At 73.5% G+C, this 14,150-nt stretch carries 11 protein-coding genes; 7 read left to right on the top strand and 4 right to left on the bottom strand.

Annotated elements, in window-relative coordinates:
• Nucleotides 1-44 precede the first annotated feature (44 nt).
• Genes H7A72_RS09895 through H7A72_RS09885 form a run of 3 tightly spaced genes read left to right on the top strand, consistent with a single transcriptional unit; the run spans nt 45 to nt 3,028 of the window.
• A complete protein-coding gene (locus tag H7A72_RS09895; protein ID WP_185220425.1) occupies nt 45-1,022 on the top strand; it encodes a GNAT family N-acetyltransferase in 978 nt (325 codons plus the stop codon).
• Nucleotides 1,019-1,675, top strand: a complete 657-nt coding sequence (locus tag H7A72_RS09890) for a hypothetical protein (RefSeq protein WP_185220424.1) — start codon at nt 1,019-1,021, stop codon at nt 1,673-1,675. Before H7A72_RS09895 ends, H7A72_RS09890 begins: the two co-directional genes overlap by 4 nt.
• Before the next feature lie 15 nt (nt 1,676-1,690).
• Nucleotides 1,691-3,028, top strand: a complete 1,338-nt coding sequence (locus H7A72_RS09885; protein WP_185220423.1) for a uracil-xanthine permease family protein — start codon at nt 1,691-1,693, stop codon at nt 3,026-3,028.
• On the opposite strand, the gene H7A72_RS09880 is transcribed toward H7A72_RS09885, so the two are convergent.
• Nucleotides 3,008-3,424, bottom strand: a complete 417-nt coding sequence (locus H7A72_RS09880) for a hypothetical protein (protein WP_185220422.1) — start codon at nt 3,422-3,424, stop codon at nt 3,008-3,010. The genes H7A72_RS09885 and H7A72_RS09880 overlap by 21 nt on opposite strands.
• 114 nt (nt 3,425-3,538) lie before the next feature.
• Between H7A72_RS09880 and H7A72_RS17175 the strand changes: the two genes are divergently transcribed.
• A complete protein-coding gene (locus H7A72_RS17175) occupies nt 3,539-5,668 on the top strand; it encodes a response regulator (RefSeq protein ID WP_370543529.1) in 2,130 nt (709 codons plus the stop codon).
• Here the strand turns inward: H7A72_RS17175 and H7A72_RS09865 are convergent.
• Genes H7A72_RS09865 through H7A72_RS09855 form a run of 3 tightly spaced genes read right to left on the bottom strand, consistent with a single transcriptional unit; the run spans nt 5,658 to nt 9,555 of the window.
• Nucleotides 5,658-6,293, bottom strand: coding sequence for a response regulator transcription factor (locus H7A72_RS09865; protein ID WP_185220421.1), 636 nt, complete (start codon nt 6,291-6,293; stop codon nt 5,658-5,660). The two genes, H7A72_RS17175 and H7A72_RS09865, sit on opposite strands and share 11 nt — an antisense overlap.
• Entirely contained in the window at nt 6,290-7,489 is a 1,200-nt protein-coding gene (locus H7A72_RS09860; protein WP_185220420.1) for a sensor histidine kinase, read from the bottom strand. The genes H7A72_RS09865 and H7A72_RS09860 overlap by 4 nt, the downstream gene beginning before the upstream one ends.
• Nucleotides 7,486-9,555, bottom strand: a complete 2,070-nt coding sequence (locus H7A72_RS09855; RefSeq protein ID WP_223277599.1) for an MMPL family transporter — start codon at nt 9,553-9,555, stop codon at nt 7,486-7,488. The genes H7A72_RS09860 and H7A72_RS09855 overlap by 4 nt, the downstream gene beginning before the upstream one ends.
• Before the next feature lie 338 nt (nt 9,556-9,893).
• On the opposite strand from H7A72_RS09855, the gene H7A72_RS09850 reads away from it, so the two are divergent.
• From H7A72_RS09850 to holA, 3 genes are read left to right on the top strand one after another with little or no spacing between them, the layout of a single operon-like run.
• Nucleotides 9,894-12,128 carry an ATP-dependent DNA helicase gene (locus tag H7A72_RS09850; RefSeq protein ID WP_223277598.1) on the top strand — a complete coding sequence of 745 codons (2,235 nt, stop codon included), beginning with the start codon at nt 9,894-9,896 and terminating at the stop codon, nt 12,126-12,128.
• Nucleotides 12,129-12,137: 9 nt separating this feature from the next.
• Nucleotides 12,138-13,112 (top strand): aldo/keto reductase, encoded by a 975-nt coding sequence (locus H7A72_RS09845; RefSeq protein ID WP_185220419.1) that lies wholly within the window; start codon nt 12,138-12,140, stop codon nt 13,110-13,112.
• Nucleotides 13,109-14,074 carry a DNA polymerase III subunit delta gene (gene holA / locus H7A72_RS09840; RefSeq protein WP_185220418.1) on the top strand — a complete coding sequence of 322 codons (966 nt, stop codon included), beginning with the start codon at nt 13,109-13,111 and terminating at the stop codon, nt 14,072-14,074. The genes H7A72_RS09845 and holA overlap by 4 nt, the downstream gene beginning before the upstream one ends.
• The last annotated feature ends 76 nt before the right edge of the window (nt 14,075-14,150 follow it).

Below are 14,150 nucleotides of genomic sequence, written 5' to 3'. Positions count from 1 at the left end.
GCCCATCGTCCCAGCGTGGTGACTCGGGTGTCACGATGGGGTCCGTGACCGCACCACGCACCATCACGACCGACCTCGTCTCGCTGCAGCCACCCGAAGAGCAGGACGCCGCCCTCGTCGCCGAGCTCATGGGCGTGCCCGAGGACGCCGAGCGACCGGCAGAGATCGTCCGCGGCTGGCGAGAGCACTGGGACGAGCACGGCTACGGCACCTGGATCGCCACCGACGCCTCGGGGCGGCGCGTCGGCTTCGTCGGCCTGCGGGCGCACGACGACTTCATCCGGGTGACCATCCGCACGCTCGAGGGGCAGGGCGAGGAGGACCTCGCCGGGCCGGCCATGCGGCTGGTCGTCGCGCACGCCCTCGAGTGGCTGCCCGACCTGCCGCTGCGCCTGCGGGTGGCGCCCGAGGACCTCGCGACCCGCTTCGTCGCCGAGTTCGCGGGCATGGTCCACGCGCCCGACCTCGACCACACCGTCGGCGGGGACGACTGGCAGGTCCTCGAGCTGCCGTGGGTGCGGGTCGCCGACAAGATCCCGGCCCGGGCACGTGAGGCGATGCTGCGGATGTGGGTCGAGGTCAACGAGGCCGGGGGAGCGGTCGGCTTCCTGCCCGGCGCCGACGAAGGGGAGGTCGCGGCGGTCCTCGACGGGTACGCCGCGCGGCTGGAGCGCGGGGACACCTCGCTCGTGGCGCTCAACTCCCCGCACGGGGACCTGCTCGGCTTCGGCTTCGTCGTCCGCCCCTCGGGCGCGACCGTGGCGCACACCGCCAATCTCGAGCGGATCATGACCGACCCGGCCCGCCGGGGGACCAACCACGGGGCCCTGCTCATGGCCGGGATGCACCGCGCGGCGCGCGAGCGAGGCGTCGAGCTGGTGACGCTCGACTACCGCGGTGGCACCGGTCTGGGCGAGTTCTACACCCGCTTCGGCTACACCGAGGTCGGTCGCGTCCCGGGCGGCGTCCGGGTCGCCCCGGGCGACGACCGCGACGGCGTGATCATGGCGAGGTCCTTGTGACCCACCTCGAGCCCTTCGGCCCGAAGACGGCCTGGCTCGCGGTCCTGGACCGCTCCCAGGCCCAGGTCGCCGAGGCCCTCGGGCTGACCGGCGGGCGCACTGTCCCGGGCGCCGAGGCTGCCGAGGCCTTCGGTGAGGTCGGGATCCTGCCGCCGGTGCCGGGGGTCGACGGTCGGTGGACGCTGGCCGTCAGCTTCGAGCTCTCGGACATCTCGCCCACTCGGCTCGCCTCGCTCGCGGCGCTGCTCGACACCCGGGTGCAGGCCTACGCGACGCACCGTGTCGCCGAGGCGCACCGCTGGCTCGCGGCCGAGCGGGGGCGACTGCTGCGGCACGTCGAGGTCCTCGGCGACAGCGGTGAGCTCGTCGCCTGGACCGGGGCGCCCACGCCCACCGAGACCGGTCTCGGGCTCCCCGCCCTCGAGGAGATCACCGACGACGAGGCGCGCTTCCAGGTCGTCCTCGCCGTCACCGAGGACACCGTCCTGGCCGTCGCGCACGGCTGGAGCGTCGACCCGATGACCCTCGGCGGCGAGGTCCCGGGGCACGCCCTCCTCTTCGACGACGTCGACGAGGGACCGCCCCCGCCCGAGCCGATGCCGACGCGCCAGCGGCGCTGGTGGTGGCCGTGGTCACCGCCGACCGACCGCTGACCTAGCATTCCGGCCATGACCGAGACCGAGCACGACCAGGCGACGCGACCCCCCTTCGGTCTCGGGTGGACCGTCCACGGCGACGGTCGAGGTGTGCGGCCCGGCGAGGTGGTACTGCCCGGGGAGCGGCTGTCCTGGCCGCGCACGATGGGGCTCGGCGCGCAGCACGTCGTCGCGATGTTCGGCGCGACCTTCCTCGTGCCGCTCATCACCGGCCTCCCGCCGGCCACGACCCTCTTCTTCAGCGGCATCGGCACGATGCTCTTCCTGGTCATCACCGCCGGTCGCGTGCCGAGCTACCTCGGCAGCTCCTTCGCCTTCATCGCCCCGCTGGCCGCCGCGTCCAAGAGCCACGACATGCCCACCGCTCTCGGTGGCGTCGTCATGGCCGGCCTGACCCTCGCCGCCATCGGCGTCGTCGTGCAGGTGGCCGGCGACCGCTGGCTGCGGGCGCTCATGCCGCCGGTCGTCACCGGTGCGATCGTCGCGCTCATCGGGCTCAACCTCGCACCGAGCGCCAAGGCCAACTTCATGAAGTCGCCGGTCACGGCGCTCGTCACGGTCGTCGTCATCCTGCTCGTCACGGTCGCCACCCGGACCCTGCTGTCGCGCATCGCGATCCTCGTCGGCGTGGCCGCCGGCTACGGCACCGCCCTGGTGCGGGGCGAGGTCACCTTCGCCCGGATGCACGAGGCCGACTGGTTCGGGGCTCCGGACTTCCACGCGCCCAGCCTCGACCTCGCCGTCGCCGGCCTCTTCATCCCCGCCGTGCTCGTCCTCGTCGCCGAAAACGTGGGCCACATCCGCTCGGTCGCCTCGATGACCGGGGAGGACCTCGACCCGGTGACCGGCCGGGCGCTCATCGCCGACGGGCTGGCGACGACGCTGGCCGGGGCCGGCGGCGGGTCGGGCACGACGACCTACGCCGAGAACATCGGCGTCATGGCCGCCACCCGGGTCTACTCGACGGCCGCCTACTGGGTCGCCGCGGTCGTCGCGCTGCTGCTGTCCTTCTCGCCGAAGTTCGGCGAGGCCATCGCCACCGTGCCTAAGGGCGTCCTCGGCGGCGCCGGAGTGGTCCTCTACGGCATGATCGGCCTGCTCGGGGCCAAGATCTGGGTCGAGTCGCGGGTCGACTTCGGCAACCCGATCAACCTCATGACCGCCGCCGTGGCCCTGATCATCGGCATCGCCGACTTCACCTGGACCATCGGTGACCTGGAGTTCGCCGGCATCGCCCTCGGGACCGCCGCCGCGCTGGGCGGCTTCCACCTCATGCGCGGCATCAACCTCGTGACCCGGGCCGTGCCCGACCCGCTGATGAAGGCTTCTTCATCCGACCCTCATCCGTGACTCATGCCCCCTTCGTAGCCTCGCCGTCATGACCCCAGCCCCTCGACGTCGGCTCGGCCGCGACGGCATGCTCCTCGCGGCGATGCTCTGCGTCCCGCTGCTCGTGCTGCTCGGCTTCCGGGTGGCGGCCGCGCCCGCTGACCCGCCGCCGGTGCAGGAGCGCCCCCTGCAGCTGACGACCGACCCGACGTCGTCGCCGACGTCCTCGACGTCCAGCAGCTCGTCGTCGAGCAGCACGTCGCGGACCCCGAAGCCCACGAGCACGACGACCTCGAAGCCCACGAGCACGACGACCTCGAAGCCCACGAGCACGACGACCTCGAAGCCCACGAGGACCTCGGCGCCCACGAGGACGTCGGCGCCGAGCACGACGCCGCGACCGACCTGGACGCCCACGCCGACATGGACCTCGCAGACCCAGGCGCCGGCGCCGCGCTACGACGATGACGACGATGATGACGACGACTGGGACGACGATGACGACGAGTGGGACGACGACGATGACGACTGATGGCCGCTGACCGCCCGCGGCCGAGGCTGGCCCGCGACACGATCGTCGGCTGGATGGTGCTCGTCCTCTTCGTCAGCCTGCTGAGTGTCGTCATCGTCGTGCGCGAGAGCCTGCACCTGTCGGTGACCGAGCGCGCCAATTCCGATGTCGCCCAGGAGATCGACGAGTTCCGGACCTTCACCGAGGACGGGACCGACCCCGAGACCTCGAAGCCCTTCACCACGGCCGACCGGCTGCTCGAGGTCTACCTGTCGCGGCAGCGACCGGGCAACGACGAGATCATCGTCGGCTACGTCGGCGACACCGGTCAGGTCCTGCCGGTCCGGGGGCCTGGCGCGCCCGAGCCCGAGGAGTACGACCTCACGCGTGATCGAGAGCTGCTCGCCGAGGCCGGACGGGCGTCGTCGGGGACGCGCGAGACTCCCGCCGGGGAGATGAGGTGGGCCCGCGCGGGGGTCGACGTGCGCGGGGGCCAGGACGCCGTGCTCGTCGTCGCGGTCTTCACCGACCCGGCCCGCGCGGACGCCGACCGGACCGTGGGCACCCTGACCTTCGTCTCCCTGGGAGCCCTCCTCTTCGCTGGCGTCGTCTCCTGGCTCGTCGCCGGCCGCATCCTGCGCCCGGTGCGCCAGGTGCAGGAGGCCGCGGAGGAGATCACCGAGCACGACCTCACCCGTCGCATCGACGTCGGCGACGACGACGTGTCGGGTCTGGCCTCGACCTTCAACCGGATGCTCGACCGCCTCGAGGAGGCCTTCCGCGCGGAGCAGCGCTTCGTCGACGACGCCGGGCACGAGCTGCGCACCCCGATCACGGTGATCCGCGGACACCTCGAGCTCATGGACGACGACCCCGAGTCGCGTCAGGCGACGCTGCGCATCGTCACCACCGAGCTGGACCGCATGGGGCGGATCGTCACCGACCTGCTCGCCCTGGCCAAGGCCGACCGGCCCGACTTCGTCCGGGCGAGCGAGGACGTCGACACCTCGATGCTCACGGTGGCCCTCGAGGCGAAGATCTCGGCCCTCGCCGACCGCCGCTGGCGCGTGGCCCGGATCGCCGAGGGCACCGCCCGGCTCGATGCCCAGCGGATCACCCAGGCGGTGCTCCAGCTCGCGCAGAACGCCGTGCAGCACACCCGCGACGGCGACGCCATCACCCTCGCCTCCGACATCGTCGACGACCCCGAGCTCGGGCGCGCGCTGACGATCAGCGTCGAGGACACCGGGCCGGGCGTCCCGCACGCGGAGCGGGAGCACATCTTCGAGCGGTTCAGCCACGGCGAGCCGCCCGACGGTCGACGCCACAGCGGCGCCGGCCTCGGCCTGGCCATCGTGCGCGCCATCGCCGAGGGCCACGACGGCCGCGTCGACGTGGGGGGGCGAGCCCGGTCAGGGCGCCGTCTTCACCCTCGTGCTGCCCGTCGACACCCCCCTGCCCGACCCGACCGACACGGAGAAGCCATGAGCGCCATCCTCATCGCCGAGGACCACGACGAGATCGCCAGCTTCGTCGACAAGGGGCTGCGGGCGAGCGGCTACCGCACGACGATCGTCGGCGATGGCCGGCAGGCCTGGGCTCTCGCCTCGACCGGTGCCTTCGACCTGCTCGTCCTCGACGTCGGACTGCCCGGGCTCGACGGCTTCGAGGTGCTGCGCCGCCTGCGGGGCGACGGTGTCGACGTCCCGGTCATCATCCTCACCGCGCGTGACGGCGTCGACGACACGGTCGCCGGGCTCGAGGGCGGGGCCAACGACTACATGACCAAGCCTTTCCAGTTCGCCGAGCTGCTCGCCCGGGTCCGACTGCGACTGCGCGAAGGGGGTGCCGCACCTGCCGACGACGGCACCCTGACCGCCGGTGACCTCAGCCTCGACATCCGACGCCGGACCGCCCTCGTGGGCGGGCGCGAGGTCGAGCTGACCGCCCGGGAGTTCTCCCTGCTCGAGGCCTTCGTCGAGCACGCCGAGCAGGTCCTCTCGCGCGAGCAGCTCCTCGGCATGGTCTGGGACATGGACTTCGACCCCGGGTCGAATGTCGTCGACGTCTTCGTCCGCTCCCTGCGGGGCAAGATCGGCGCCGAGCGGATCCTCACCGTGCGGGGCGTGGGCTACCGGCTCAGGGGATGAGGCCGTCCTCGCGCGCTCGCGCCACGGCCGCCGTGCGCGAGTCGACGTCGAGCTTGGTGAAGACGTGCACGAGGTGCGTCTTGACCGTCGCCTCGGAGATGACGAGGGCGCGGGCGATCTCGCGGTTGGACAGGCCACGGGCGACGGCGGCGAGGATCTCGACCTCGCGGGCCGACAGGTCAGCCTGCGGGCGGGAGATGCGCGCGACGACCCGCTGGGCGAGGTCGGGGGAGAGGACCGTCCCACCGGCGGCCGCGCGGATCACGGCGTCGGTGATCCGGGCCGGGTCGGCGTCCTTGAGGAGGTAGCCCGCTGCGCCCGCCTCGACCGCGCGCACGATGTCGCGGTCGGTGTCGTAGGTCGTCAGGACGAGGACCGCTGGTGCGGGGCGGGTCCCGCGGACCGCGCTCGTCACGCCCACACCGTCGAGCCCGTCGCCCAGCCGAAGGTCGGTGACGACCACGTCGGGATGCTCGCGCGCGACGACTCCGAGCGCGTCCTCGCCGGCGCCTGCCTCGCCGACGACCTCGATCCGCTCGTCCTGCCCGAGCAGGGCCACGACACCCATCCGGGTCACCGGGTGGTCCTCGACGACGACCACCCGCACCGCGCTCGTCGTGCTCATCGCCCGACCTCCACCCATCCGGAGACGGCCGTGCCCTCACCGGGGGCGGACTCGACGCTGAGGCCGCCACCCAGCTCGCGCAGGCGGGCGCGGGTGGCACGCAGGCCGTAGCCCCCTTCGCCCGAGGTCGGGGAGGGGCGCTGCCACCAATCGGTCGGGTCGAAGCCCACCCCGTCGTCGACGACGTCGACACGGACCGTCGTGCCGGCCTCCTCGAGGCTCACCCCGACGGTCTCGGCCCCGGCGTGGGTGCGGACATTGGCCAGCGCGCCCTGGACGAGGCGCAGCAGCGCCACCTCGACCGTCGTCGGGACCGGCGGCAGGTCCGGCGAGGCGGTGACCGTCGCCCGCACCCCGCTCTCGGCGGCGAAGCGGTCGGCGACCCGGCGGATCGCTGCGGCCAGGCTCCCTTCGTCGAGGTCGGTCGGGGCGAGCGCGCCCACGATCCGGCGCGACTCCTCCAGCCCCTGGGCGGCACCGGACTCGATGTGCTCGAGCAGCTGCGCCCGCCGCTGGGCGTCGGACTCGGCGCGGGCGGCCCGGGAGAGCAGGAGCAGGGAAGAAAATCCCTGGGCGATGCCGTCGTGGATGTCACGCGAGAGGCGGGTCCGCTCGCTCGTCACGCCCTGGGCCCGCTGCACCCGGGCCAGCTCGTCGGTGAGGGCGGCACTCTCCTCCTGCGCGGCGTAGAGCGAGGCGATGAGGCGCTGGCGCTCGATGCCGTCGCGGACCAGGGCCCGCTGCGCCCGGGCGACCCCGAGCGCGACGACCATGCCGATGCACGGCCCGATGATGGCGGCGTAGGAGACCTCGCCGCTGTGCCGCACCGGCTCGAGCGCGACGACGACGAGGACCGCGAGCGAGGTGGGCACCGCGGGCAGCAGCGGCAGCACGTGCCCGGCGAGGAGCCACAGGGGGAAGGCGAGCCAGACGTTTTCGGGGGAGACGAGTACGAGCAGCCCCCACAGGAGCACGAGCCCGACGAACCAGCCGGTGCCGTCGCGGCCGGCGCGCGCGACCCGCGGGCCGAGGGCGTACCAGCCGGCGAAGAGCGCGAGCGCGGCGAGCTCGGCCGCCGGGTGGGTGCCGTCGGCGATCGCCCGCACGGCGCACACGACGGCGAGCACCGCGAGGAGCGCGTGCTGGCCCAGCCGCAGCCAGCGGCTCGTGCCCGTCGGGTCGCTCGTGCTGCTCACGAGCGCGACGCTACCCGGCCCGGCCACCAGAAGCGCTCACCCAGCAGGGCGGTCGCCGCCGGGACGACGAGGGTGCGCACGAGCAGGGTGTCGAGCAGGACCCCGAGGCCGACGGCCAGGCCGAGCTGACCGAGGACGACGAGCGGCAGCACGCCGAGCGCGGCGAAGACCGCGGCCAGGACGATCCCCGCACTCGTGATGACGGCGCCGGTGCGCGCGACGGCTCGGGAGACACCCTCGCGGGTGCCGCGGCCGACCGCCTCGTGCCGGGCCCGGTGCATGAGGAAGATCGTGTAGTCGATGCCGAGCGCCACGAGGAAGAGGAAGGCCACGAGCGGGGTCTGCACGTCGAGTGCCGGGTGGCCGAGGAGGTGCTCGTCGAGCCAGGCGCCCAGACCGAGGGCGGCGAGAGCGCTCAGGGCGTTGAGGGTGAGCAGGACGAGCGGCCCGACGAGTGCGCGCAGCAGCACGACGAGCACGGCCAGGCTGACGAGGAGCACGAGCGGGGCCACGGTGCGCAGGTCCGCCTCGGCGGCGGCCCGGGCGTCGAGCAGCTCCGCGGACCCACCGCCGACGAGGGCCCGGGCGCCCGGCACCCCGTGGGCTGCAGACCGTAGGTCGGTGGCGAGCTCGAGGCTCGCGGGCGTGCCGGGGGACGGCTCGCCGACGACGGTGAGCCGGGCGCGGCCTGCGCCGTCGGTGCCGGACGGGGCGACGGTCGTCACGCCCGGCACCGAGCGCAGGGCAGCGGTCGTCGCGGCGGTGGAGTCCTCGTCCGTCGTGACGACGAACGGGGCGGCGGACCCGGCGGGGAAGTGCTCGCCGACCGTCACGAGACCGTCGGCCGACTCAGAGGCGGTGCGGAAGGAGTCGGCCTGGCTCAGCCCGACCCGGGCGCCGAGCAGCCCCGAGGCGAGCACTGCCAGGACGACGAGCCCCCCGACGAGGAAGGCGGCCGGACGCCGTACGACCACCCGGGCGACTCGGCCCCAGACGCCCTCGTGGGAGATCTCGTCGCCGGGGTGCGGGACGAAGGGCCAGAAGACGCGGCGACCGACGAGCGCCAGAGCGGCGGGCAGGACGACGACGACCGCGGCGAGGGCGATGAGCAGGCCGACGGCGGAGGCCAGGCCGAGCCCGCGCGTGCCCGGGACGGCGGCGAGCAGGAGGGTGCCCAGGGCGAGGACGACGGTCGCATTGCTCGCGACGATCGCCGGCACGGTGGCCCGCCACGCGGCGCGCAGCGCGACGCGGTGGTCGCCGTGCTCGTGGAGCTCCTCGCGGTAGCGCGAGATGAGCAGGAGGGCGTAGTTGGCCCCGGCGCCGAAGACGAGGACGGAGACGATGCCCGCGTCGAAGGGGAGGCCGCTCGCCTCCCCGACGGCAGCGGTCACCCGCCCGGCCACCTGGTCGGCGATGCCGACGACGGTGAGCGGGACGAGCCACAGGACGGGTGAGCGGTAGGTGAGCAGGAGCAGCAGCGCGACGACACCGATGGTCACCGCGAGGAGGGTGAAGTCGGCGCTGTCGAAGGCCGAGGCGATGTCGGCGCCGAAGGCCGGCCCACCGGTGACCTGCACGTCCAGTCCGTCAGGGGCGTGGTCGGCGACCTCGGCGCGCAGGTCCTTGATCGTCCGCACCTGGGCGTCGGAGTCCGCGCTGGTCGCAACGGGCACGGTGACCGTCGCGGCCTGCCCGTCGTCGCTGACCTGTGCCTGGGCGCGCTGCGCGCCGAGGTCGGTCGCCAGCCGCGTGAGACCCGTGGTGTCGGCCGGGGAGAGGGGCGCGCCCCCCTTCGTCGCGACGAGGAGGACCGGCGCCTCGTCGCTGCCCGGGAAACTCTCGAGCTGGTCGGCGACGACCGCCGACTCGGCCGTCGCCGGGTACGCCTCCCCGCGCGGCGGGGCCTCCGCCGACCCGAGGAGGGCGCTCGCCAGCCCGACGACGAGCACGGCGAGGACGAGCACGACCGGCGCCCCCCGCCGGCCGAGGATGCGCTGGACGAAGGGGGACGTGGTGATCCTGGGTGGGTTCTTCTGGGGTGCGGGGCGCAGGGAGGTCGACATGCCATCCAGTCCACCGGCGAAGGGGGTCCCGCCACATCGCGCACGAGGTTGGTCCTGCGATCAACCTTTCGATGGATGGGCGACGCACCAGCGAGCGGACGACGAAGCAGGTCGGCGCAGGCCCGCGCCTGCCACCACGACCCCTGAATCTGCATTGCCCTACGGCAATGCAGCCTGGTTGGGCCTGGAGGCTGCATTGCCGTAGGGCAATGCAGAGATCAGAGGGCCGGCCTCAGACGGTGACGGACGGGGAGGTCGGCGCGGGTCCTCGTCGGGCGCGGGGAACAGGGCTGTGGATGACGGGAGGGGCAGTCGGACCCACCACATAGGGTGGGGCGGTGTCCTCGTCCGTGGAGTCCCTGCTCGCCGCCGCCGTCGGGGGAGTGGGTGGTTCGACCCGGCCCGGGCAGGTCGAGATGGCCCTGGCCGTCGCCCGCGCCATCGACACCGAGGAGCACCTGCTCGTGCAGGCCGGCACCGGTACGGGCAAGTCGCTGGCCTACCTCGTGCCGGCCGTCGAGCACGCCCAGCGGGTGGGCAAGCCCGCGGTCGTCGCGACCGCGACGCTCGCGCTCCAGGGGCAGATCGTCGACCGCGACATGCCGCGTCTGGCTGATGCCCTGACTCCGCACCTGCGGCGCCGCCCGACCTACGCGATCGTCAAGGGCCGCCGCAACTACGTCTGCAAGCACAAGATCGAGGGCGGCTTCCCCGACGACGAGGACGGGCTCTTCGACGTCGGCGAGGCCGACGCGCAGGCCGGCTGGCTGGGCAAGGAGGTCGTGCGGGTCCGTGAGTGGGCTGCCGAGACCGAGTCGGGCGACCGCGACGAGCTCGTCCCCGGCGTCTCCGAGAAGGCGTGGCGGCAGGTCTCCGTGTCCGCCCAGGAGTGCCTCGGCTCGAAGTGCCCCATGGTCGCCGAGTGCTTCGTGGAGCTATCCCGCGAGGCGGCCAAGGACGTCGACGTCATCGTCACCAACCACTCCTTCATGGCCATCGACGCCTTCGAGGGCCGGCCGATGCTGCCCGACCACGACGTGCTCGTCATCGACGAGGCGCACGAGCTCGTCGACCGGGTGACCTCGACCGTCACCGACGAGCTCGCCCCCGGAGGAGTGAGGGCAGCGGCCAAGCGGGCCCGCAAGTTCGCCGAGTCGTCCGAGGTGCTCGACGACCTCGCGACCGACCTCGAGGCGGTCCTCGAGGAGGCCCCCGAGGGACGGCTGGCCACCGGCATCCCCGACGCGCTCGCCGGGGTGCTCGGCCGCTGCCGTGACGTCGCCCGCTCTCTCCTCACGGAGATGAAGCCGCCCAAGGGCGAGCAGGTCGACGGCACCCGCCAGGTCGCGCTCGTCGCCGTCGAGGAGGTCCACGACACCGCCGCACGGATGCTCGAGGAGCACGAGCTCGACGTCATCTGGGTCAGCCGCGACCTGCGGCGCGGTCCGCTGCTGAGGGTCGCACCGATGAGCGTGGCCATGCGCATGCGCGAGCGGATCTTCGGTGCCGGGGCCAGCGACGACGACGAGTCGGTGCGCGACCGCACCGTGGTGCTCACCTCCGCGACCCTCGAGCTCGGCGGCACCTTCGACGCCGTCGCCGGCACCCTCGGGCTGCGCGGTCAGGGCTCTCCCGAGTGGACCGGGCTCGACGTCGGGTCCCCCTTCGACTACGCCCAGCAGGGCATCGCCTACGTCGCCGAGCACCTCCCCGCTCCCGGCCGCGACGGGCTGGCGCCGCAGACGCTCGACGAGATCGAGGCCCTCGTGCGCGCCGCCGGCGGACGCACGCTCGGCCTCTTCTCCTCGATGCGCGCGGCCAAGGAGGCCACCGAGGCGATGCGTGAGCGGCTGGGTGACGACTTCGCCGTGCTCTGCCAGGGCGAGGAGATGATCGGCACGCTCGTGCGCGAGTTCGCCCGCGAGCCGCGCACCATCCTCTTCGGCACGCTCACCCTGTGGCAGGGCGTCGACGTGCCGGGCAGCAGCTGCCAGCTCGTGCTCATCGACCGCATCCCCTTCCCTCGTCCCGATGACCCGCTCTCGTCGGCGCGCACCCAGGAGATCGCCCGACGCGGGGGCAACGGCTTCATGGCGGTCTCGGCGACCCACGCGGCGCTGCGCCTGGCCCAGGGGGCCGGCCGGCTGATCCGGCGCGGTGACGACCGCGGGGTGGTCGTTTTCCTCGACCACCGGATGATCAAGGCGCGCTACGCCGGCTTCCTCCAGCGCTCGCTGCCGCCCTTCTGGCCGACGACCGACCGCGAGCTCGTCCTCGGGGCCCTGCGTCGGCTCGACCAGGTCGCGCCCCCTCCGCAGCCGGTCGCCGAGCCGGCCCGGCGCGGCATGACCAGCCGGGTGAGCGCGCCGGTCGCCGATCCCGGTCCGGCCGACGGAGCTCGCACGGCCGTCGTCCGTGGCGAGGGGTGGTCCGCCCAGGACGACGACGAGCTGCGCGACGGGGTCGACCTCGGGCTGCCGCTCACGGAGCTCGCCGAGTCCCTCGACCGCGACGAGGGCGCCGTCGCGGCCCGGGCCGAGACGCTCGGCCTGGTTGTCCCACCCCGCGGTTAGCCTGTCGCCATGGAACTTCGTCGACTCGGCTCCTCCGGACTCACCGTCTCCGTGGTCGGGCTCGGGTGCAACAACCTCGGCCGCCCCGGCACCGCCACCGAGAGCCAGGCGGGCACCGACGCCGTCGTCCACGCGGCGCTCGACGCGGGCATCACGCTCTTCGACGTCGCCGACACCTACGGTGCCGAGCCCGGCCTGTCCGAGACCCGCCTCGGTGCCGCGCTCGGAGCCCACCGCGACGAGGTCGTCCTCGCGACGAAGTTCGGCATGGACGTGCGCGGGGCCAACGGCCCCGACTTCGGTGCCCGCGGGTCGCGGCGCTACATCACGACCGCCGTCGAGGCCTCCCTTCGTCGGCTCGGCACGGACCGCATCGACCTCTACCAGTTGCACACGCCCGACCCGCTGACGCCCGTCGAGGAGACGCTCGACGCGCTCGACGACCTCGTGCGCGCGGGCAAGGTGCGCTACATCGGCCACTCCAACCTCGCCGGCTGGCAGATCGCCGACGCCGAGCACACCGCGCGCGCCCGCGGGGGAGCGCGCTTCGTCTCGAGCCAGAGCCACTACAACCTCCTCGACCGCCGGGCCGAGCTCGAGGTGACCCCGGCGGCCGAGCACTTCGGGCTCGGCGTGCTGCCCTACTTCCCCCTCGCCAGCGGGCTGCTCACCGGCAAGTACTCATCGGGCTCCGCGCCCGAGGGCAGCCGGCTGACCCACTCGCGCCAGTTCCTGCTCGAGGAGGCCGACCTCGACCAGCTGCGTGCCTTCGGCGACTACGCCCGAGCCCGTGACCTCACCGAGCTCGAGGTGGCCTTCTCGTGGCTCGCCTCGCGCCCGGCCGTCACGAGCGTCATCGCCGGCGCGACCCGTCCCGAGCAGATCGCGGCCAACGCCGCGGCCGTCTCCTGGGTGCCGACCCCCGACGACGAGGCCGAGCTCGACGAGATCTTCCCGACGGTGCCGCGGGTGGCCCTGTTTTGAGCGCACCCCCCCTCGTCCTCGTCCAGGGACCCGAGACCGTCCTGGCAGACCGCGCCGTCGAGCAGGTCATCGCCGACGTGCGGGTGACCTCACCCGAGCTCGAGGTCGTCACCCTGCGGGCCGAGGGCTACGAGGAGGGCGCGCTCACCGTCCAGGCCAGCCCGTCGCTCTTCGGCGAGGACAAACTCATCGTCGTGCGCGACCTGCACCAGGCGCCCGACGCGCTGCAGGTCGACCTGCTCGCCTACCTCGCCGACCCCGAGGACTCGGTGGCCCTCGTCGTCACCCACGCCTCGGGCAACAGGGGCAAAAAGGTCCTCGACACACTCAAGAAGGCCAAGGCGCTCGTGCTCGAGGCCCCGGCGATCAAGAGCGACCGCGACAAGGCCGACTTCGTGACCAACGAGTTCCGCCGGCAGCGCCGCAAGGCGACGAGCGAGGCCGTCCAGGCCCTCGTCGAGGCCGTCGGCAAGGACGTGCGCGAGCTCGCCTCAGCCTGCCAGCAGCTCGTCGACGACACGACCGGCACGATCGACGCCGACGTCGTCGAGCGCTACCACGGGGGTCGGGTCGAGGCGACCGGGTTCAAGGTCGCCGACGCCGCGGTCGCCGGGCAGACCGGCGAGGCGCTGCGGCTGCTGCGCCACGCGGTCAACGTCGGTGTCGACCCGGTGCCGATCGTCGCCGTCCTGGCCCAGCAGCTGCGCCAGCTGGCCAAGGTCGGGGGAGCGGGCCGCGGCCGCAGCGCCGACCTCGCCCGTGACCTGGGCATGGCGCCCTGGCAGGTCGACAAGGCGCGCCGCGCGCTGCGGGGGTGGACCGGGCCAGGACTCGGCCGCAGCATCCAGGCCGTCGCGGCCGCCGACTTCGAGGTCAAGGGCGGTGGTCGCGACCCCGTCTACGCCGTCGAGAAGGCGATCCTGTCGATCACCAGCGAGTTTGGCCGCGACCAGCGCCGCTGATAGATTTGTCGCTTGCGTGCGCGCATGGTCGTGCGCGCACCGCAGCAGTACCCAGGGCGTCTCTCCCACGGTGTCC

Source organism: Janibacter sp. YB324, assembly GCF_014217915.1.
GTDB lineage: Bacteria > Actinomycetota > Actinomycetes > Actinomycetales > Dermatophilaceae > Janibacter > Janibacter indicus.
This window is presented reverse-complemented; position numbering and strand designations above follow the sequence as displayed.